At 56.3% G+C, this 19,527-nt stretch carries 20 protein-coding genes and 1 other annotated feature; of the genes, 4 read left to right on the forward strand and 16 right to left on the reverse strand.

Features of this window, described 5'->3' with window-relative positions:
* Positions 1 to 131 precede the first annotated feature (131 nt).
* Entirely contained in the window at positions 132 to 1,019 is an 888-nt protein-coding gene (locus MXF20_RS11035) for an acyltransferase family protein (RefSeq protein ID WP_325969338.1), read from the forward strand.
* A 46-nt stretch (positions 1,020 to 1,065) separates the two neighbouring features.
* Here MXF20_RS11035 and MXF20_RS11040 read toward each other — a convergent pair whose 3' ends face one another.
* The 13 genes from MXF20_RS11040 to hisL form a co-directional block, all read right to left on the reverse strand.
* Entirely contained in the window at positions 1,066 to 1,992 is a 927-nt protein-coding gene (locus MXF20_RS11040; protein ID WP_325969339.1) for an acyltransferase, read from the reverse strand.
* Between the two features lie 266 nt (positions 1,993 to 2,258).
* Positions 2,259 to 3,374 (reverse strand): succinylglutamate desuccinylase/aspartoacylase family protein, encoded by a 1,116-nt coding sequence (locus tag MXF20_RS11045; RefSeq protein WP_325969340.1) that lies wholly within the window; start codon positions 3,372 to 3,374, stop codon positions 2,259 to 2,261.
* A gap of 112 nt (positions 3,375 to 3,486) precedes the next feature.
* Entirely contained in the window at positions 3,487 to 4,284 is a 798-nt protein-coding gene (locus MXF20_RS11050; protein WP_021509348.1) for an ABC transporter substrate-binding protein, read from the reverse strand.
* Between the two features lie 66 nt (positions 4,285 to 4,350).
* On the reverse strand, positions 4,351 to 4,827 hold the full coding sequence (locus MXF20_RS11055) for a YbaK/prolyl-tRNA synthetase associated domain-containing protein (protein ID WP_325969343.1): 477 nt from the start codon (positions 4,825 to 4,827) through the stop codon (positions 4,351 to 4,353).
* Between the two features lie 105 nt (positions 4,828 to 4,932).
* Positions 4,933 to 5,544 (reverse strand): bifunctional phosphoribosyl-AMP cyclohydrolase/phosphoribosyl-ATP diphosphatase HisIE, encoded by a 612-nt coding sequence (gene hisIE, locus MXF20_RS11060; protein ID WP_325969344.1) that lies wholly within the window; start codon positions 5,542 to 5,544, stop codon positions 4,933 to 4,935.
* Complete coding sequence (gene hisF, locus MXF20_RS11065) at positions 5,538 to 6,314, reverse strand: imidazole glycerol phosphate synthase subunit HisF (RefSeq protein ID WP_325969347.1); 777 nt, start codon at positions 6,312 to 6,314, stop codon at positions 5,538 to 5,540. Before hisF ends, hisIE begins: the two co-directional genes overlap by 7 nt.
* On the reverse strand, positions 6,296 to 7,033 hold the full coding sequence (hisA, locus tag MXF20_RS11070) for a 1-(5-phosphoribosyl)-5-[(5-phosphoribosylamino)methylideneamino]imidazole-4-carboxamide isomerase (RefSeq protein WP_325969350.1): 738 nt from the start codon (positions 7,031 to 7,033) through the stop codon (positions 6,296 to 6,298). Before hisA ends, hisF begins: the two co-directional genes overlap by 19 nt.
* Positions 7,033 to 7,623 (reverse strand): imidazole glycerol phosphate synthase subunit HisH, encoded by a 591-nt coding sequence (gene hisH, locus MXF20_RS11075; protein WP_010617671.1) that lies wholly within the window; start codon positions 7,621 to 7,623, stop codon positions 7,033 to 7,035. The genes hisA and hisH overlap by 1 nt, the downstream gene beginning before the upstream one ends.
* The gene (gene hisB, locus MXF20_RS11080; protein WP_021509354.1) at positions 7,623 to 8,690 is read right to left on the reverse strand and encodes a bifunctional histidinol-phosphatase/imidazoleglycerol-phosphate dehydratase HisB; all 1,068 of its coding nucleotides are present in this window, start codon (positions 8,688 to 8,690) and stop codon (positions 7,623 to 7,625) included. Before hisB ends, hisH begins: the two co-directional genes overlap by 1 nt.
* The gene (gene hisC / locus MXF20_RS11085) at positions 8,687 to 9,763 is read right to left on the reverse strand and encodes a histidinol-phosphate transaminase (protein WP_262257640.1); all 1,077 of its coding nucleotides are present in this window, start codon (positions 9,761 to 9,763) and stop codon (positions 8,687 to 8,689) included. The genes hisB and hisC overlap by 4 nt, the downstream gene beginning before the upstream one ends.
* Positions 9,760 to 11,067, reverse strand: a complete 1,308-nt coding sequence (gene hisD, locus MXF20_RS11090) for a histidinol dehydrogenase (protein ID WP_325969357.1) — start codon at positions 11,065 to 11,067, stop codon at positions 9,760 to 9,762. The genes hisC and hisD overlap by 4 nt, the downstream gene beginning before the upstream one ends.
* 3 nt (positions 11,068 to 11,070) lie before the next feature.
* Positions 11,071 to 11,970 carry an ATP phosphoribosyltransferase gene (hisG, locus tag MXF20_RS11095; RefSeq protein ID WP_325969359.1) on the reverse strand — a complete coding sequence of 300 codons (900 nt, stop codon included), beginning with the start codon at positions 11,968 to 11,970 and terminating at the stop codon, positions 11,071 to 11,073.
* A gap of 54 nt (positions 11,971 to 12,024) precedes the next feature.
* Positions 12,025 to 12,146: a sequence feature (His leader region), on the reverse strand.
* The gene (gene hisL, locus MXF20_RS11100; RefSeq protein WP_100396937.1) at positions 12,122 to 12,169 is read right to left on the reverse strand and encodes a his operon leader peptide; all 48 of its coding nucleotides are present in this window, start codon (positions 12,167 to 12,169) and stop codon (positions 12,122 to 12,124) included. Its footprint overlaps the feature before it by 25 nt.
* A gap of 180 nt (positions 12,170 to 12,349) precedes the next feature.
* Between hisL and MXF20_RS11105 the strand changes: the two genes are divergently transcribed.
* Positions 12,350 to 13,177: an SDR family oxidoreductase gene (locus MXF20_RS11105; protein ID WP_058757317.1), complete on the forward strand. Its 828-nt coding sequence runs from the start codon at positions 12,350 to 12,352 to the stop codon at positions 13,175 to 13,177.
* 167 nt (positions 13,178 to 13,344) lie between these two features.
* Here MXF20_RS11105 and MXF20_RS11110 read toward each other — a convergent pair whose 3' ends face one another.
* The 3 genes from MXF20_RS11110 to puuD are packed head-to-tail and all read right to left on the reverse strand — an operon-like array spanning position 13,345 to position 15,965.
* The gene (locus tag MXF20_RS11110; RefSeq protein ID WP_325969363.1) at positions 13,345 to 14,622 is read right to left on the reverse strand and encodes an FAD-binding oxidoreductase; all 1,278 of its coding nucleotides are present in this window, start codon (positions 14,620 to 14,622) and stop codon (positions 13,345 to 13,347) included.
* A 24-nt stretch (positions 14,623 to 14,646) separates the two neighbouring features.
* Positions 14,647 to 15,204, reverse strand: a complete 558-nt coding sequence (gene puuR, locus MXF20_RS11115; protein ID WP_325969366.1) for an HTH-type transcriptional regulator PuuR — start codon at positions 15,202 to 15,204, stop codon at positions 14,647 to 14,649.
* Positions 15,201 to 15,965, reverse strand: a complete 765-nt coding sequence (puuD, locus tag MXF20_RS11120; protein ID WP_021509363.1) for a gamma-glutamyl-gamma-aminobutyrate hydrolase — start codon at positions 15,963 to 15,965, stop codon at positions 15,201 to 15,203. Before puuD ends, puuR begins: the two co-directional genes overlap by 4 nt.
* Before the next feature lie 210 nt (positions 15,966 to 16,175).
* On the opposite strand from puuD, the gene MXF20_RS11125 reads away from it, so the two are divergent.
* Both MXF20_RS11125 and MXF20_RS11130 read left to right on the forward strand, forming a co-directional pair.
* The gene (locus MXF20_RS11125; protein ID WP_021509364.1) at positions 16,176 to 17,591 is read left to right on the forward strand and encodes a glutamine synthetase family protein; all 1,416 of its coding nucleotides are present in this window, start codon (positions 16,176 to 16,178) and stop codon (positions 17,589 to 17,591) included.
* A gap of 366 nt (positions 17,592 to 17,957) precedes the next feature.
* Positions 17,958 to 19,316, forward strand: coding sequence for an APC family permease (locus tag MXF20_RS11130; protein WP_325969368.1), 1,359 nt, complete (start codon positions 17,958 to 17,960; stop codon positions 19,314 to 19,316).
* Positions 19,317 to 19,527 lie beyond the last annotated feature (211 nt).

A 19,527-nucleotide genomic window follows, 5' to 3' on the forward strand; every position in this document is an offset into this window, starting at 1 on the left:
CATTATGGTAATGGCATACCATTATCTTTTCATTGCTCCATTACAAGGATTTATACCTCATGATTATGTTATAATACCATTCTCATTTGGGGATTTTGGCGTTGATTTGTTTTTTTTTAATTAGCGGGTTTGTGATTACTCTCTCTTCCGAAAACAGAAGTGCCAAACAATTTTTTATTGCTCGATTTAATCGGATTGTGCCTCTTTTTATTTTATGTGCTTTTGTAATCTATTTTTTTAGCATCTCTCTGCCCATGGTCGATCCCAAAGAGAGATTAATTTCTCTGGCATATAGCTTGACTTTTTTTCCACATCTTTTCGGTCAGCAATATTTTAGTTCAGTATACTGGACAATTGCGTTAGAGGTTACGTTTTATATCTGGGTGGCTTTACTAATGTCCATGAAGCTGTGGGATCATCATAGAATGATGGTTTGCGCAATCTGGATAGTATTATCTTATTTAAACGTTTTTCTTTTAAAGAATGATCTTTTATCAACTTTATTAATTACACAATATAGCGGTCATTTTGTTATAGGTATTGTTCTTTTTGAACTCAGAACTTCAAAATTAAGACCTGTTCATTCATTATTGATTCTTGCATCATCTGTTCTGGTGTATAACAGTATGATCAGGCACCAGTTATGGATTGATAGCTTTAAAATTCATGTCGACCATGCGTCACTGTTGTTTATGACATTTTTTTTGATTACTACTGTTTGGTTGTCTTCTCATGTTGAAAGCCTAGGTAAGTTCTACAGCATTGTGAAATTTCTCGGAGCAATGACTTATCCTTTATACCTGGTACACGCAGACCTTGGTTTTTGGTCTCATGCAATATTTGAACGGAAATTGTGGAATGATTATCCAATTTTAAAAGAATATGTGAATTATCATTTCATGATAATTATAGCATGTACACTTTCTTTCATTATAGCTGCCATTTTAGTTGGATTTGTCGATCCGTTTATTCAGAAGGTGTTAAAAAAGATTTGGTATCCTCCAGTTAAAAAGTCGTAGGAATGAGTGAAATATTAAGCTTGTAACGCCCTGTATGGGCGTTATCTTATTTTTTGTTCTTACTAATAAAATAAAGCTCAACGTATTTATACGTAACGTGTGCTAAAGTTAGCATTAATATGATGTAAGCAATCATAAACCAGATGTTACTGATTTGATGGTTTGTGATTTTTGATACATACTCTAATAGCGTTGCTACAGCAATCATTGAGGGAATGTGGCATAGATAAATACTATAAGAACGGTCACCTATCCAATTCAATAACTTTACTAAAATATTTTCATTAAACTTGATGCTATAAACAAAGATATAAAAAATTAAGCCGCCGGCTAACCCTATTGATAATGAAACATACTGTGTTTTTGAGTAAACAGGAGTTGTTATCAGTGCAATAAACGATAGGGTGCATAATAGAATAGCTAATTTCATATTAAATTTTACTATTCTTTTCTCTATGAAAAAGATTGTCGCACCCAGGAAAAAAGGAATGGGTCTAATCCACCATGCATAGGCCTGATTTTGAGGTTCAGCTGCGGGAATAAATATAGAACCTATGCATATTAATAAAAAAATAGCAATCAAAAACCGTTGCCTGCTGACTAGTGGGATAACCAGCAAAGCAAGAATTATATAAAGTTGCCATTCAAGTGATAATGACCAAGTGACTCCACCTGATGCATTTGAGCATAAGTAGCCATTTTTAACACAATGATAAAGATAGAAATTAGATACTGCAGCCAAAGATGCTACGAATGTTTTTAACTCGCTCAACGCATTTGTAAAAAAACGATCGGCAGAGACAAAGCAAATTAAGATCGTCAGTATACCCCATAGCAATAACACAGGATACAATCTGAACATTCTTTTCACTATAAATCGCTTGAATATAATAATAAATTTCTCATTATGACGACTTTCCTTTAATAATGATTTGCACATAAGATATCCGGATATTGCTAAAAAAATATCCACTCCAGGCCAAAATTGTACATATTTAAAAAATTGATAAATACCATCCTTCTGTAGGCATCCTTATTTTATAGTGCTGGAGTACAACCATTATTATTGCTATTGCTCTCAATACCTGTATGTTGAGGTTCTTTTGTTCTATTTTTGAACTAACATTTTTATCCAAAAAATTACGCATCTATTATTATCAGCCTATTATTGTCTGAGGATCATCGCCCAAAAGTGTTTTGCTTTGATATTCAAATTCACGTAAGCATATTTTCAATATATTACACCACCAGCAACTCCCCCTTACGTCCCGCATTTTCCCCCGCCAGCCTCACCACCAGCATTCCGGCCGTAACAAACTTGGTCAGATTCCGTGCATACAGCACGCCGCCAAACTCAGCCACAAGCGGTGTCACGTAGTCATTGATCGGGTCGACAACCTCCGCCACTACTTCGCCCGCTTTAATCCACTCGCCTAACTTCCTGCGGTTCAGCAGCAGTCCGGAGTGAGGTGCGTGGATGTACTCACAGCCCGCCAGTTGGGTTGGTGCATGGATCAGGGCAGGGGAGTCTCCGGTTTCTCCGGCAATATACCCCCCTTCAGTCAGCGCATTGATAATCGCATCCGCATCCTTCTCCGCCAGTTCCGGCGACACATCGGCTACGCCGCGCAGTTCCAGCGTCACCGGCAGCAGGCCGCGCGGCATCGGGTAGTCTTTGCCAAAACGCTCAGCCAGCGTCAGCCAGGGTTCGCAGCAGGCTTCATCAAAAGGCTCTCCGCCGGAGATCTGCGCCAGCAACTGCACTTCACTGCCCAGCCAGCGCGCCAGCGGCTCAATCTCCGGCCAGGCATGCGGTGTGGTGTAAAGATGCGGCAAGGCATCCCAGTCGCAGTGCAGGTCAATCATCAGGTCGGCCTGGCTGGCCATGCGCATCAGGGTGAAGCGCTGGGCTTCCAGTTCGCTTTTGGCGATGCGGTCACGGTAGTGACGATCGATGGCGTCGCGAATCAGTCGTTTGTTTTCATATTCACTCTGTGTCAGCGAGCCCGCCAGTTCTGCCGCCAGTGTATCGCCCAGCGCCGGGAAGCGACGGTTAAAATCCTGACCAGAAAGAGTATGAAAACGTCCGAGGTGAGTGCCGTGCCAGTGCTGACCCAGCGCCAGCGGATTCGCGACCGGCACCAAAGTGACTTTGGCTTTCAGCTTGCCCGCCGACTCCAGCGCCAGCAGCTTCTGCTTGAGATACCACGCCACTGCCATGCCCGGCAGCTCATCGCCGTGCAGCGCCGCCTGAATATACACCCGCTGCTGTGAGTCGGTGCCGAAGTGGAAGCTGACAATTTCCCGCTGGGTGCCCAGCGTCGCGCTTAACAAAGGATGATGTTGTTGTTGCATAACGCAGTCGATGTCCTGTGTCTGGGGCACGCTTGTGGCCGCGCCGCATGAAATTGATGAAGGGAATTATAGTTCTGCTGGAAAAAGGGCGGCAAATGCGCCGCCCCTTCGATCACTGCTTAATAGAGATATCCGTCGCAAAATATTTCTTCTGCAAGGTATCAAAGGTACCGTTCTTTTTGATCTCCGCGAAGGCGTTGTCCAGCGCGGTTTTTAATTCGGTGTCGCCTTTGCGCAGGCCGATGGCGGTGCCAGGGCCGATAATCGGATCCTGCACAATCGGGCCAGCCAGTTCGAAATCTTTGCCCTGCGGATGTTTCAGGAAGCCGTTCGCGGCCTGTGCGGCATCGGTGAACACCACGTCAAGACGTCCGGAAATCAGGTCGCTCTCCACCTGTGCCTGATCGCCATACGGCACCACGTTCACGCCGTGCGGCTGCCATTTTGCCAGCGCGTAGCGCTCCTGCACGGTGCCCTGTTCCACGCCCACGGTTTTGCCTTTCAGCGATTCTGCGGTGGGCAGCAGGCCGGAGCCTTTACGTGCAATCAGCTGGGTGTGGGTGTCATACAGCGGCACGGTGAAGTCGATCTGCTTCAGACGCTCTTCGGTGATGCCCATATCCGACAGGATGGCGTCAAACTTACGCGCCTTCAGCGCCGGGATCATGCCGTCGAACTGGCTCTCGACCCAGACGCATTTGGCCTGCATCTGCGCGCACAGCGCATTGCCGAGGTCGATGTCAAACCCGACCAGCTTGCCCTGCGGCGTTTTGGATTCAAAAGGGGGATAGGTAGGATCAACGGCGAATCGCACCTGATCGATTTTTGCCTGAGCGCCGAACGCGCAGCCTGCCAGCACAGCCAGTGCCAGCGTCTGGCGCAGACGGGCGGTAAAACGGGAACTTGCCATAGTTGCGGTCTTCTTTTGTCGTGATGATAAGTTATCGAGAGTACCGCTCAGCGTGGTGTATGGCAATTAGAGTATTATTTTCATCACGTTACCATTGTGCAGTGCGCGGTAATCCTCCACCTGCAGTACCACTGACTTCTTCAGCAGTCCGGCGTTAAAGGCAATTTCGTCGTAGCGCTCGAACAGCAGCGGGTCGACCACCAGCTGTAAATCCGCGTGAAAACTAAACGGCGGAATCGCGCCGAATACACAGCCGGTCAGCGCATCCACTTCGGCCGGCGAGGCCAGCGAGGCGCGACGGCCACCCACGGCGGCTGCCACTTTACTCAGGTCGGCCTGCTGGTCGGCTGGCAGCACCGCCAGCACATGCTGTTTGATGCCGTTGCCCTTGACGTGACACACCAGCGCTTTGGCACCTTGTCCCACTTCCGTGCCACGAATCGCGGCCACGGCTTCACACTTTCCGGTCGCTTCATGCTCCATAAGTCGGTAGCGGGCGTTGTGCTGATCGAGCAGGGCGAGCAGTTTTTCATGGGTGGTCATGGGGGATTCCATTCTGATGAAGCACAATTGATCGCATTCTTTTGAGAGGCATGCTGCTCAAAATCGAGCCAGAAAGCCCGTTTTGAGCAGCATGGCGCACACTTATTACTTATGGCGTGCGCGCAGGTTGTTGATGATGGTGCTGAGGTCCAGCTCCTGATCCTGCAGCAGCACCAGCAGATGGTACAGCAGGTCGGAGGCTTCGTTGGTCAGTTCGTGGCGATCATTAACCGTGGCGGCCAGCGCGGTCTCAACACCTTCTTCGCCCACCTTCTGTGCGATGCGCTTGGTACCGCTGGCGTACAGCTTCGCCGTATAGGAGCTGGCAGGATCGGCGCTTTTACGCGAGGCCAGCAGCTGCTCCAGCTGATACAGGAACGTCCAGTCCGGTGCGGCAGGCGAAAAGCAGCTCGAAGTACCGAGATGGCAGGTGGGGCCAATCGGATTGGCCAGCACCAGCAGCGTGTCGCTATCGCAATCCGGCGTGATGCTGACCACCTGGAGGAAGTGGCCCGAGGTTTCGCCTTTGGTCCATAAACGGTTTTTGGTACGGGAGAAGAAGGTGACGTTGCCGTCGGCCAGCGTCTTGTGCAGCGCGTCCTCGTTCATGTAACCGTGCATCAGCACTTCGCCGGAGACGTTGTGCTGGACGATGACGGGCATCATGCCCGCGGTTTTGGCCCAGTCCAGTCTGGCCAGTTGTTCTGCAGTTAACACGCGCGAATCTCCACACCGTTGTCGATCAGGAAGTTTTTCAACTCGCCGATATTGATAATTTGTTTGTGAAACACCGAAGCCGCCAGCGCGCCGTCGACGTTTGCCTGCTCAAAGGCTTCGAGGAAGTGCGCCATGGTTCCTGCGCCGCCGGAAGCGATCAGCGGCACCTTACACACATCACGCACCTTCTTCAGCTGCACCAGGTCATAGCCGTTACGCACGCCGTCCTGGTTCATCATATTCAGTACGATCTCGCCAGCGCCCAGCTTCTGCACTTCCTGAACCCAGTCCAGCGTTTCCCACTGGGTAACGCGGGTGCGCGCTTCGTCGCCGGTATACTGATTGACGTGATACTTGCCGCTGGCTTCATCAAACCAGGTATCGATGCCGACCACGATGCACTGCACGCCGAAGCGGTCCGCCAGCCGGGTAATCAGCGTCGGATCGGCCAGCGCCGGCGAGTTGATGGAGATCTTATCTGCGCCAAACTGCAGAATGCGCGCCGCATCTTCCGGGGTTTTGATGCCACCGGCGACGCAGAACGGAATGTCGATCACTTCCGCCACACGCGATACCCAGCTTTTATCCACCACGCGGCCGTCGGAAGAGGCGGTGATATCGTAAAACACCAGTTCGTCAGCGCCTTCCCGGGCATAGCGCTGCGCCAGCGGGACGATGTCACCAATGATTTCGTGGTTGCGGAACTGCACGCCTTTCACTACTTGCCCGTCACGCACGTCCAGACAGGGGATTATCCGTTTTGCCAGCATGCAATTGCCTCCGCTACCGTAAATTTATCTTCCAGCAGGGCGCGACCAACAATCACGCCCTGTGCACCGCTGCCGCGCAGGGCAGCGATATCGTCCAGTGAACCGATGCCGCCGGAAGACTGGAACGCGATGTCCGGAAACGCCTGCGACACTTCCTGATACAGCGCCACGTTGGAACCGCTCAGCGTGCCGTCACGCGAAATATCAGTGCACAGCACATGTTTCAGGCCTACCGGCTGATACCAGCCAATCACCTCTTCCAGCGTCACGCCTGCCGCTTCCTGCCAGCCGCTGATCGCCACTTCTTTGCGATTGCTGGCGTCAATGCGCACGTCGAGCGCCAGCACAATGGCGTCGGCACCGAATTCGCTGAACCAGCTTTTTACGTCTTCCGGCTGCTTCACTGCGGTGGAGCCAACCACCACGCGCGTGGCGCCGGCTGCCAGCAGCGCGGCCACATCATCACGGTTGCGGATACCGCCGCCAACCTGCACCGGTACGCTGACGCCGCGTAAAAGCGTGGTCAGCAGCGGGATCTGGCGCTTTGCCGGATCTTTCGCCCCGGTCAAATCCACCAGATGTAACACTTCCGCGCCCTGGCGTTCATAATCCTGCAGGCGCGGCAGGGGATCGCTGCCGTAATCGCGCTGCTGGCCGTAGTCGCCCTGATGCAGGCGCACCACTTTGCCGTCGATCAAATCTAATGCGGGGATAATCATCACATCTCCAGGAAGTTTTTCAGCAGCTGCGCGCCGGCTTTACCCGAGCGCTCCGGGTGGAACTGCACGCCGAAGAAGTTATCTTTCTGCAGGGCGGCGGTGAACGGCAGACCATAGTCGCACTGGGCGATAGTGGCGGCATTCACCGGCATGGCGTAGCTGTGCACAAAGTAGAAGTAGCTGCCGTCCGGAATGTTACGGAACAGGTGATTGCCGGCCTGCGCGGTGATCTGGTTCCAGCCCATGTGCGGCAGCGGTAAACCCTGGGTATCCATCAGCGATACCGGCTCGTCAACGATGCCCAGCGTGCTGACGCCGCCGTTCTCATCGCTGCCGCGTCCGAGCAGCTGCATGCCGAGACAGATGCCGAGCACCGGCTGGGTGCAGGCTTTCACCAGCTCGATCAGCTCGCGCTCCTGCAGCTGATCCATCGCCGCCCGCGCGGTACCGACGCCGGGCAGAAACAGTTTGTCGGCACGCAGTACCACGTCCGGATCGCGGCTCACTGCGGGCGTGTAGCCGAGGCGTTCAATCGCCCACTTAACCGAAGAGAGGTTGGCGCAGCCGGTATCAAGAATCACCACGTTCATTACAGCACTCCTTTCGAGCTCGGCAGGGTGTTGCCCTCAACGCGAATCGCCTGACGCAGCGTGCGACCAAAGGCTTTGAACAGGCTTTCCACACGGTGATGATCGTTGCGGCCTTTGGTTTTCAGGTGCAGCGTGCTCATCATGGCGTACGACAGCGAGCGGAAGAAGTGCTCGACCATTTCGGTGCTCAGGTCGCCAACGCGCTGGTAGCTGAACTCGGCTTTGTATTCGAGGTGCGGACGGCCGGAGATATCCAGCGCGCAGCGCGCCAGGCACTCATCCATTGGCAGCACGAAGCCGAAGCGGCCGATGCCGCGCTTGTCGCCCAGCGCCTTCAGCAGCGCTTCGCCCAGCGCCAGGCCGGTATCTTCTACCGTGTGGTGATCGTCGATATACAGGTCGCCTTTTACCTCAATGTTCATGCGGAAGCCGCCGTGCACGGCGATCTGATCCAGCATGTGATCGAAGAAGCCGACGCCAGTGTTGATTTTGCTGCCGCCTTCGCGATCCAGCCACACTTCCACTTTGATCTGCGTCTCTTTGGTGTTGCGGTTCACCAGCGCGTGACGATCGCGTTTGGTCAGGCGCGCCTGAATCGCGTCCCAGTCTTCGCCTTCCGCGCCGTAGCGCAGGCCCTGAATGCCCATGTTCTGCGCCAGCTGGATGTCGGTCAGGCGGTCACCAATCACATAGCTGTTGGCGGTATCCAGCGCGCCGTCAGCCAGCCAGGCTTCGACCATTTTGGTCTTTGGCTTGCGGCAGTCGCAGTTCTCTTCCGGCAGGTGCGGGCAGATCAGGATGTCACTGAAGTTCACGCCCTGTGAGCGCAGGATCTGCATCATCAGGTTGTGCGGGCCGTCAAAATCGGCCTGCGGGAAGCGCTCAGTGCCCAGACCGTCCTGGTTAGTGATCATCACCAGTTGATAACCCGCCTCCTGCAGCGCCAGCAGGGCCGGGATGGCGTTCTTCTCAAACGCCAGCTTCTCCATACGGTCCACCTGAAAATCCGTCGGCGGCTCAGAGATGAGGGTGCCATCGCGGTCGATAAAAAGGATCTTCTGACTCATGCTTGCTCCACAGATAAGGCTTGCAGCGCGGCGATCAGGCGCTCGCACTCTTCACGGGTGCCGATGGAGATGCGCAGACATCCCGCCAGGCCAGGGTTTTTGTTTTGGTCGCGCAGAATAATGCCCTGATCCCACAGCGTTTTAAACACTTTTGGCGAGTCAGTGAAGCGCGCCAGAATGTAGTTGGTCTCGCTCGGGAAAACCTGCTGCACTACGCTCAGCTGCGGCAGCTGTTCGCACAGCCAGGCGCGGTTGTCGTTAAGCTGCTGCGCGTGCTGACGCATCAGCGCGATGCCTTGCTCGCTCAGCGCCTGCGCCGCCACGTCGGCCACCGGCGTCGCCAGCGGGTAAGGTGCAATCACTTTCAGCAGCAGATCGATCACCGGCTTGTTGGCCAGCGTAAAGCCGCAGCGCAGGCCAGCCAGCGCAAAGGCTTTCGACAGCGTGCGCAGAATCACCAGGTGCGGGAATTCCTGCAGCCAGCTGGCCAGCGTCGCTTGCGGGCAGAACTCGATGTAAGCTTCGTCGGCGACCACCAGCGCTTTGCCGGCGGTCATCGCCAGCAGCTGGCGGATGTCATCCTGATCAATCAGATTGCCGGTCGGGTTGTTCGGGCTGCACATGTACACCACTTTCACGCCGTCCAGCTGGTCCGCGATGGCGGGCAGGTTGAGCTGCCAGTTGTCCAGTGCCGGCACGGTGCGGTACTCAATACCGATGGTTTCGGCGCTGACGCTGTACATGCCGTAGGTCGGCGGGCAGAACAGAATGGCGTCTTTGCCCGGCTCGCAGAAGGCGCGCATCAGCAGCTCAATCCCTTCATCCGCGCCGCGGCTCACCAGCACCTGCTCCGGCTGAACGCCGGCATAGGCGGCATAGCGCGAAATGACTAATTTTGGCTGGCACTCCGGATAGCGGTTCAGCGTCTGCTGCGACAGCTCAAACGGCACCGGCAGCGGAAACTCGTTTGCGTTCAGCCACACGTCACCGTTGCCACCGAGGCGACGAGCAGACTGATACGGCGTCAGCGCGCGCACGTTGGCGCGGGCTAAATCTTCAACGTTGTTGCTCATGCTTGCTCCTTCAGGGCGGCGACGCGCAGGGTCACGGCATTTTTGTGCGCGTCCAGCTGTTCCGCGGCGGCGAGGGTTTCAATGGTGGCGGCGAGGTTGAGGAAGCCCTGCGGCGTCAGCTCCTGGACCGTCATGCGTTTCTGAAAATCGGCCAGCCCAAGGCTGGAGCAGGTCGCGGTGTAGCCATAGGTCGGCAGCACGTGATTGGTGCCGGAGGCATAATCACCGGCCGATTCCGGCGACCAGTCGCCGAGGAACACCGAACCGGCGCTGGTGATCTCCTCAACCAGCGCGCGCGGCTGGCGCGTCTGAATAATCAGGTGCTCCGGGCCGTACTGATTGGAGATTTCCACGCACTGCGCCAGATCCTGCGCCACAATCAGGCGGCTGCTCTCCAGCGCCTGACGCGCGGTGGCGGCGCGCGGCAGCTGCGCCAGCTGTTGTTCAACCGCCAGCGCCACGGCGTCAGCCAGCTGCCGCGAAGGCGTCAGCAGGATCACCTGGGAATCCGGACCGTGCTCGGCCTGCGACAGCAAATCGGAGGCGACAAACGCTGGCGTCGCGCCTTCGTCCGCAATTACCAGCACTTCAGACGGACCGGCAGGCATGTCGATCGCCGCGCCGTCGAGACGCTGGCTGACCTGGCGTTTCGCTTCGGTCACGTACGCGTTACCCGGGCCAAAAATCTTGTCCACTTTCGGCACAGATTCCGTACCGAAGGCGAGGGCGGCAATTGCCTGCGCACCGCCGACCTGAAACACTTCCTGCACGCCGCACAGCTGCGCCGCGTACAGAATTTCATCGGCAATCGGCGGCGGCGAGCACAGCACCACGCGGCCGCAGCCGGCAATGCGCGCCGGCGTTGCCAGCATCAGCACGGTGGAGAACAGCGGCGCGGAGCCGCCAGGAATATACAGGCCGACCGACTTCACCGGACGGGTGATCTGCTGGCAGCGCACGCCTGGCTGGGTTTCCACATCCACCGGCGGCAGAATCTGCGCGTTGTGGAAGGTTTCGATATTCGCCATGGCGTCTGCCATCGCCTGCTTTAAGCTGTCGCTCAGCCGCTCGCCGGCCGCCTGCATCTCAGCGGCGGACACGCGCAGATTCTCCACCTCGGCTTTGTCGAAGCGCGCGCTGAACGCCCGCAGCGCCGCGTCGCCCTGCTGTTTCACCTGCACCAGCACGTCCTGCACGGTGGCGCTGATGCTGGCCGATGCCGAGATTGCCGGACGCTGTAGCAGCGCCTGCTGCTGTTCGGCACTGCACGCCTGCCAGTCGATAGGTTGCATGATTGCGCTCATCGGTTACTCCAGCATTTTTTCAATTGGCAGCACGAGGATTGAACTGGCACCCAGCGCCTTCAGTTTTTCCATGGTTTCCCAGAACAGCGTTTCGCTGCTCACCATGTGCATCGCCACGCGGCTCACTTCGCCGGCCAGCGGCAGCACGGTAGGGCGCTCGGCACCTGGCAGCAGGGCGATAACTTCTTCCAGCCGCTCGCTCGGTGCGTGCAGCATGATGTATTTGGATTCACGCGCTTTAATCACGCCCTGAATACGCGTCATCAGCGTGTCCACCAGCTGCTGTTTCGCCGCCGGCAGCTCGCCATCGCGCTGAATCAGCACCGCTTTGGAGCGGTAGATCACTTCAACTTCACGCAGGCCGTTGGCTTCCAGCGTGGCGCCGGTGGACACCAGGTCGCAAATGGCATCGGCCAGACCGGCGCGCGGTGCCACTTCGACGGAGCCGTTCAGCAGGCAGGATTTAAAGGCGATGCCTTGTTTATCGAGGTATTTCTTCAGCAGGTGCGGGTAAGAGGTGGCGATACGGGCATTATTCAGGCATTGCGGACCGGTGTACTCGTCATCGACCGGCATTGCCAGTGACAGGCGGCAACCGCCGAAATCGAGGCGGCGCAGCGTAAAGTAGCGCGGGTCTTCGCCCTGCGCGCGGCGTGTCAGCAGCTCCTCTTCCAGCACGTTTTCACCAACGATACCGAGGTCGACCACGCCATCCATCACCAGACCAGGGATATCGTCATCGCGCACGCGCAGGATGTCGATCGGCATGTTCTCCGCAAACGCAATCAGACGCTGCTGCTGAAGGTTAATTTTAATACCGCAGCGTGCCAGCAGTTCGCGTGATTCATCACTCAAACGGCCAGATTTCTGCATAGCTATGCGTAAACGGGTGTTATCTAACATGGTTCCTGTCCTCTTATTCAATCCTGTCTGAAGCGTATCGGGTTGCGTTCGCCCATAAAAAAACCCCCGGAAGATGATCTTCCGGGGGCTCTCTTTGCGCTCGCACCACTGGAAGATCCTAAACGTCTTCCAGCACACATCGCCTGAAAGACTAGTCAGGGTGATGGTGATGATGGTGGTTGAACTGAACGCGTGTCATAAAAAATTCCGTTGCTGAATGAGTATTCATTTGCGCGCTGATTAACCTAACGAAGATGGCGGCGCTTGGCAACCCTTTTTTAACGTCAGTTTTCGCAACCTTCGGCAACAGTTTGCGCTGGTCTGGCTGACGCGCTGGCACTAAGATGGGATGTCTTAGCGCGGGAGAGCAGGAGTCGATATGAAAAAGGTCGCGATTGTAGGTCTGGGATGGCTGGGAATGCCGCTGGCGATGGCGCTGTCAGCGCGCGGCTGGCAGGTGACCGGCAGCAAAACTTCACCGGACGGCGTCGATGCGGCGCGCCGCTGCGGTATTGATGCGTTTCAGCTGGTGCTGTCACCGGAGCTGGAGTGTGAAGCGGACGATTTGGCCGCGCTGATGGCGGTGGATGCGCTGGTGGTGACGCTGCCCGCCAGCCGCACCGTGCAGGGCGGCGAAGATTACATGCAGGCGGTGCAGAACGTGGTGGATACCGCGCTGGCGAATAAAGTGCCGCGCATCATCTTTACCAGCTCGACCTCGGTATACGGCAGCGGCGACGGCGTGAGAAAAGAGAGCAGTGCGCTGCAGCCGGAGACGGTAGCGGGCAAAACGCTGGTGGAGCTGGAAAACTGGCTGCATGACCTGCCGGGCACCAGCGTGGATATCGTGCGTCTCGCCGGACTGGTCGGCCCGAACCGCCATCCGGGACGTTTCCTCGCCGGCAAAACCAACCTGGAAAACGGCGCGCATGCGGTGAACCTGGTGCATCTTGATGATGTGGTCGACGCCATTGTGCTGCTGCTGCAAACGCCGAAGGGCGGGCACGTCTACAACCTGTGCGCCCCGAAACATCCATCACGCGACAGCTTTTACCCGAGCGTGTCAAAGCAGTTAGGCCTGGTGCCACCGACGTTTGTTGCCGAGCCGGTGCGCGCCAGCGGCAAGGTGATTGACGGTTCGAAGATTTGTCACGAGCTGGGGTTTGAATATAGCTACGATGACCCGATGAAGATGCCGCTGGAGTAGGTGCGGTGCGGGGTTGCCCTCACCCTAACCCTCTCCCGCCCGCGGGAGAGGGAACCGCCCGAGCGCGCATCCTTAGCACTGTTCCCGACTTAAATAAACGCACTGTCCTTTCCTTCTCCCTCTCCCCGTGGGAGAGGGCCGGGGTGAGGGCAGCAAACCGCACCCACCTAAACCCCTAACCGATCCCTTAACGCATACCAGGCCGCGCCCATCGCCGTCAGTGGCACTTTAAAGCGTCTTCCGCCGGGAAACGGCAGGTGCGGCAGCTTCGCAAATGCATCAAACCGTTCTGCATGGCCGCGCAGCACTTCGGCAATCAGCTTGCCGGAGAGGTGCGTGCAGGTCACGCCATGTCCGCTATCGCCCTGCATAAAGAACACATTCTTCTCCAGCTGACCAAACTGCGGCATGCGCGACAGCGTCAGCAGGAAATTACCGCTCCAGCGATGGCTGATCTTCACGTCGCGCAACTGCGGAAAGGTGCGCAGCAGCTTGGGCCGAATCAGTGCTTCGATGTCTTCCGGCTCGCGCGCGCCGTACACCACGCCGCCGCCGTACAGCAGGCGGTTGTCGGCGGTCAGGCGAAAGTAATCCAGCAGGTAATTACAATCTTCTACGCAGTGATTATTAGGCATCAGCCCCAGCGCCTGATCGCGGCTCAGCGGCTCGGTGGTGACGATCTGCGAGCCGCACGGCATGCTTTTGCGTCCCAGTCGCGGTTCCAGCTGCGACGGCAGATAGGCGTTGCCGGCAAAAATCACAAAGGTAGCGCTGACCTCGCCCTGTGCGGTTTTGACCCGGTTGGGTGCGCCGTAGGTCACTGCCAGCGCCGCCGACTGCTCATATATACGGCCGCCATGCCGGCGAATCGCCTCGGCTTCACCTAACGCCAGATTGAGCGGATGCAGATGACCGCCGCGCCGGTCCAGCAGGCCGCCGACGTAGCGGTCGGTGGCGACTTCACGGCGGATACCGCGCTCGTCCAGCAGCTCCAGATCGGTGTTGCCGTAGCGCGCCCAGCTGGCCTGCTGGCTGCGCAGATGCCCCATCTGGCGCTGATTGAGCGCAGCAAAAATGCCGCCGGGGCGATAGTCGCAGGCGATGGCGTAACGATCGATGCGGTCGCGGATAATCTCCGCGCCTTCAAACATCATGCTGCCCAGCATTTGCGCGGTCTGTTTGCCGTAGCGCTGCTCGATCACATCGACATCGCGACTGTAGGAATTCACCACCTGGCCACCGTTGCGGCCGCTGGCGCCGAAGCCGACGCGGGCCGCTTCCAGCAGCACCACATCGTAACCGGCTTCGGTGAGAAACAGCGCGGACGATAGCCCGGTAAACCCGCCGCCGATGATGCAAACGTCACACTGAATGCTCTCCTGCAGCTGCGGCCACGGCGCGTGCGCATTGGCGGTCGCGGCGTAATAACTTTGCACGTGGTGCATCAAAACCTCCTGTAGCGCGTGAACTCAGAAATTGGCGGGCGTATGCGCGCTGACAATGCGACACGGCTGATCTGACGTATTGGTAAAACTGTGCGGCAAACCGGTATCAATCACGTAGCTTTCGCCGCGGTTAAGGTGATAACTCTGACCGTTCACCACCAGGGTGATTTCCCCCTCCAGCACCGTGCCGGTCTCTTCCCCCGGATGGCGCAGCTTTTCACCGGTGCTGGCCCCCGGCTCGTAGCGCTCCAGCAGCATGGCCAGCGCGCGCTTCGCCGCACCGTTATCAATCAGCTGTAAAGAAACACCGAGACTGCCGATCTCGATGCAATCATCCGGGCGTACGATAATGCGCGGTGTGGTATTAACTTTCGGCTCTGAAAAGAATTCCGAAAGCGACAGCCCATATACTTTGAGTAGTTTTTGTAATGTGCTGACCGCCGGACTGACTTTATCCTGCTCAATGGTGCTGATAGCGCTGTGTGTTAAACCTGACAACTCAGCGACGCGACGCTGAGACAATCCCAACTCCTGCCGGATTTGCGATAAGCGTCGTCCGGGCGCCAGAGTGGCATCATTCATGGCTGCTTTTCCTTGTGATAACGTGCTGCGGCGTGGATAAAGGCCTCGAATAAACGGCGCGAGACCGGATCGCGATCGGATTGCCACTCAGGATGCCATTGCACCGCCAGCGCAAACGGATGCTGGCGCAGGCTGACGGCTTCGATCAGGCCATCCGGCGCGCGGGCTTCAATGCGTAACTGCGGACCCGGCTCGCGGATGCCCTGGCCGTGCAGCGAATTGACCGCGAAGGCGGCAGCGCTGCCGAGCAGCTGGCTCAGCAGGCCATCGGGTTCGGGCTGCACCAGATGCGCCGGCGCGTACTGCTGTTCCAGCGGCTGGCTGTCATCTTCGCGGTGCTCCTGAAACAGATGGGTCTGATGTAGCTGGCGATGCAGCGCGCCGCCGTTGGCGACCACCAGCTCCTGCAAACCGCGGCAGATGCCCAGCATCGGCATCTTTTTCCCGCTGGCGTGGGTGATCAGCGCAAAGGATAAACGGTCCCGCGACGGATCGGCATGCGCCTCGTGACCCTCTTCACCATAATGCCAGGGTTCAATATTGCTCGGGCTGCCGGTGAGCAAAATACCGTCCAGCAGCGTCATACTGTTTTCTAATAGCTGCGGCGCGTGCATCAGCTGATGCGGTAACGGCAGCGGCACGCCACCGGCCAGCACCACGGCGTCGAGGTATTTGTTATGCACGGTCTGCCCAACGTGGTTGCCGATGGGGTTCTGGCACATCACTACGCCAATCAAAGGCTTGTCAAAAATAATGCCCATTACGTCTCCACGCTGCTGTTCAATATTTTCGCCGTTTTGCGCGCTAAGTAGAAAAAGTGTGCAATATATTGTCAATCTAGCAACCGTCTGGTTGTTCTTCAAACAGAATTGTTACATTTGCACACCATTTGCGTTAGAGCTATGTTAGAGGTGTGGCTGTTATTTTGAGCATGTGCAAACCATCTTAAACGGTATAGGGCGGGTGGGAAGATGACGAACCTCGTGGAAGTAGAAGACTTCACGCGACACAGTGAAGAAAAACGAACCAGCGCGTTCCAGCTGGAGGTGAAAACCTGGCTGGAACGCCATCCGGAAACGCAGTATGTCGATATTCTGTTAAACGATCTCAACGGGGTATTTCGCGGTAAACGCATTCCCGTCTCCGCGTTAGCTAAGCTGGAAAAAGGGTGTTACTTTCCTGCCTCGGTTTTCGCCATGGACATTCTCGGCAACACCGTCGAGGAAGCCGGCCTCGGACAGGCGCTCGGCGAACCCGACAACCTCTGCATACCGGTCCCCGGGACCTTAATTCCTTCCGCCTCTGACCCGCAACGCATCGCCCAGCTGCTGCTGACCATGTGCGACCAAGATGGCACTCCCTTTGACGTTGAACCCCGGAACGTGCTGAATCGGCTGTGGCAACAGCTGCGCAATCGCGGACTGTTTCCGGTGGTAGCGGTAGAGCTGGAGTTCTATCTGGTGGACAAAAAACGCGATGCCGAAGGCTATATTCAGCCGCCGTGTGCGCCGGGTAGCGAAGAGCGCAACATGCAGAGTCAGGTGTATTCGCTGGATAATCTCGACCATTTTGCCGACGTACTGCGCGATATCGACGCGCTGGCGAAACTGCAGAATATCCCAGCCGACGGCGCGCTGGCGGAAGCCTCACCGGGCCAGTTCGAAATCAACCTGCACCATACGCGTGATATCCTCAAAGCCTGCGATGACGCCATTCTGCTAAAACGGCTGGTGCGTCAGGTGGCGGAGAATCACGGCATGACCGCCACGTTTATGGCCAAGCCGTATGAGGAGTATGCGGGCAGCGGCATGCACGTACACATCAGTATGCTGGATGCGGCCGACCACAACGCCTTTGCGCTGGATGATGGCAGCGATTCGCCGCTGCTGAAGCGGGCGCTGGCCGGCATGATCGATCTGATGCCGGCATCAATGGCGCTACTGGCACCCAACGTCAACGCGTTTCGCCGCTTTCTGCCGGAGGCGTTTGTGCCGCTGCAGGCGTCATGGGGGCACAACAATCGCACAGTAGCGCTGCGCATTCCCTGCGGCGATGTAGAAAACCATCGCGTTGAGTACCGTGTGGCGGGTGCCGATGCCAATCCGTATCTGGTGGTGTCAGCAATTATTGCCGGTATCTTGCACGGTCTGGATAATCAGCTACCCTTACCGCATCCGGTGAAGGGCAATGGCCACGAGGCGGAAGGGCTGGAGCTGCCGATTCGCCAGAGCGATGCGCTGTACGAGTTTGAAAACAGCTATCCGCTGCAAAAGCTGCTCGGCGAGCGTTTCAGCGGCGTGTGGCACAGCTGCAAACAGTATGAACTGCGCGAGTTTGAACGGCTGATCACCGCCACGGAAATTGACTGGATGCTGAAGAACGCCTGACCGACAGAAGAATTGATCCAACGTCTTGTGTCGATGGCCTAAGTTGGGGCAAAATACGCGCCCTGCAAAAGACAAAACATAACCGACGCTTATTACGTCGGTTATTTTTTTGCATGGTGCTTTCACTACATGAACGAGGCCGGACACGCATCCGGATAGATAGACACTGAAACACGCTTGTGCGTGAGATTTGAGGAACAAAGATGGGACTGTTTACAATTGCACCAGCGCAGGCTGGTTCTCGCTTCCGTGATGATTATGGCGCGGCGACAATCGCAAACACTAATATCACTTCTCACTGCAGCACGTTGCGCAGTATCCCTGTGGTACAACTGAACTCAGTTGTTGCTGTAGGGGGCCTGAACAATGTCGCTTAATACCTCTGCCGCACCACAGCGTGCACATCTGAAAAAATCTCTGACTCTGATCCCGGTCGTCATGATGGGCCTGGCGTATATGCAGCCAATGACCCTGTTTGATACCTTTGGCATCGTGTCAGGCCTCACCGACGGTCACGTCGCCACCGCTTATGCTTTCGCGCTGATCGCGATACTGTTTACTGCCGTGAGCTACGGCAAGCTGGTACGCCGCTTCCCATCTGCGGGCTCCGCTTACACCTATGCTCAGAAGGCTATCAGTCCGCACGTTGGCTTTATGGTGGGCTGGTCATCACTGCTGGACTATCTGTTCATGCCGATGATCAACATCCTGCTGGCGAAAAGTTATTTTGAGTCGCTGGTGCCGGGTATTCCGTCGTGGATTTTCGTGGTGCTGCTGGTGGCCTTCATGACCATCTCCAACCTGCGTGGTATCAAAACCGTAGCCAACTTCAACAGCGTCATTGTGGTGCTGCAGGTGGTGGTGATGGCGGCGATCACCGGTATGGTGGTGTATGGTGTGGCACACGGTATTGGCGCCGGTACGCTGACCAGTACCAAGCCGTTCTGGTCTGAAAATGCGCAGGTGGTGCCGATGATTACCGGTGCGACCATTCTGTGCTTCTCGTTCCTTGGCTTTGACGGTATCAGTTCGCTGTCGGAAGAGACCAAAGATGCCGAGCGCACCATTCCGCGTGCGATTTTCCTCACCGCGCTGATTGGTGGGGTGATCTTTATTGGCGTCTCTTACTTCCTGCAGCTGTACTTCCCGGACATCTCACGTTTCCAGAATCCGGACTCATCACAGCCGGAAATCATGCTGTTCGTGGCGGGTAAAGCGCTGCAGATCGGCATTCTGATTTTCTCCGTGGTGACGGTGCTGGCCAGCGGCATGGCGGCGCACGCTGGCGTTTCGCGTCTGATGTACGTGATGGGCCGTGATGGCGTGTTCCCGCAGCGTTTCTTTGGCTTCGTGCATCCGAAATACCGCACGCCGTCGCTGAACGTGCTGCTGGTTGGTGCCGTCGCGCTGCTGGCGATCAACTTCGACCTGGTTACTGCGACCGCGCTGATCAACTTCGGTGCGCTGGTGGCGTTCACCTTTGTCAACCTGTCGGTGATTGCCCAGTTCTGGATCCGTGAAAAGCGTAATAAGACGCTGAAAGATCACCTCAACTATCTGGTGCTGCCTATCATGGGTGCGCTGACGGTGGGTGCACTGTGGATTAACCTGGAAGAGACCTCGATGGTGCTCGGCCTGGTGTGGGCGGCGATTGGTATTATTTACCTGGCGTTTGTGACCCGCACGTTCCGCAATCCGGTGCCGCAGTTTAGCGAAGAGGTGTAAGGCTTTTCCCTCACCCTAACCCTCTCCCGCCCGCGGGAGAGGGAACCGCCCGAGCGTGTGTCAGGTATCATCCCAGTAGCTGTACCAGAACGCACTATACCTCTCCCTCTCCCGTAGGAGAGTGCCGGGGTGAAGGCACCAGAACGCACCATACCGCTCCCTCTCCCCGTGGGAGAGGGCCGGGGTGAGGGCACCAGAACGCACTATACCT

The organism is Pantoea dispersa, assembly GCF_035783935.1.
Lineage (GTDB): Bacteria > Pseudomonadota > Gammaproteobacteria > Enterobacterales > Enterobacteriaceae > Pantoea > Pantoea dispersa_C.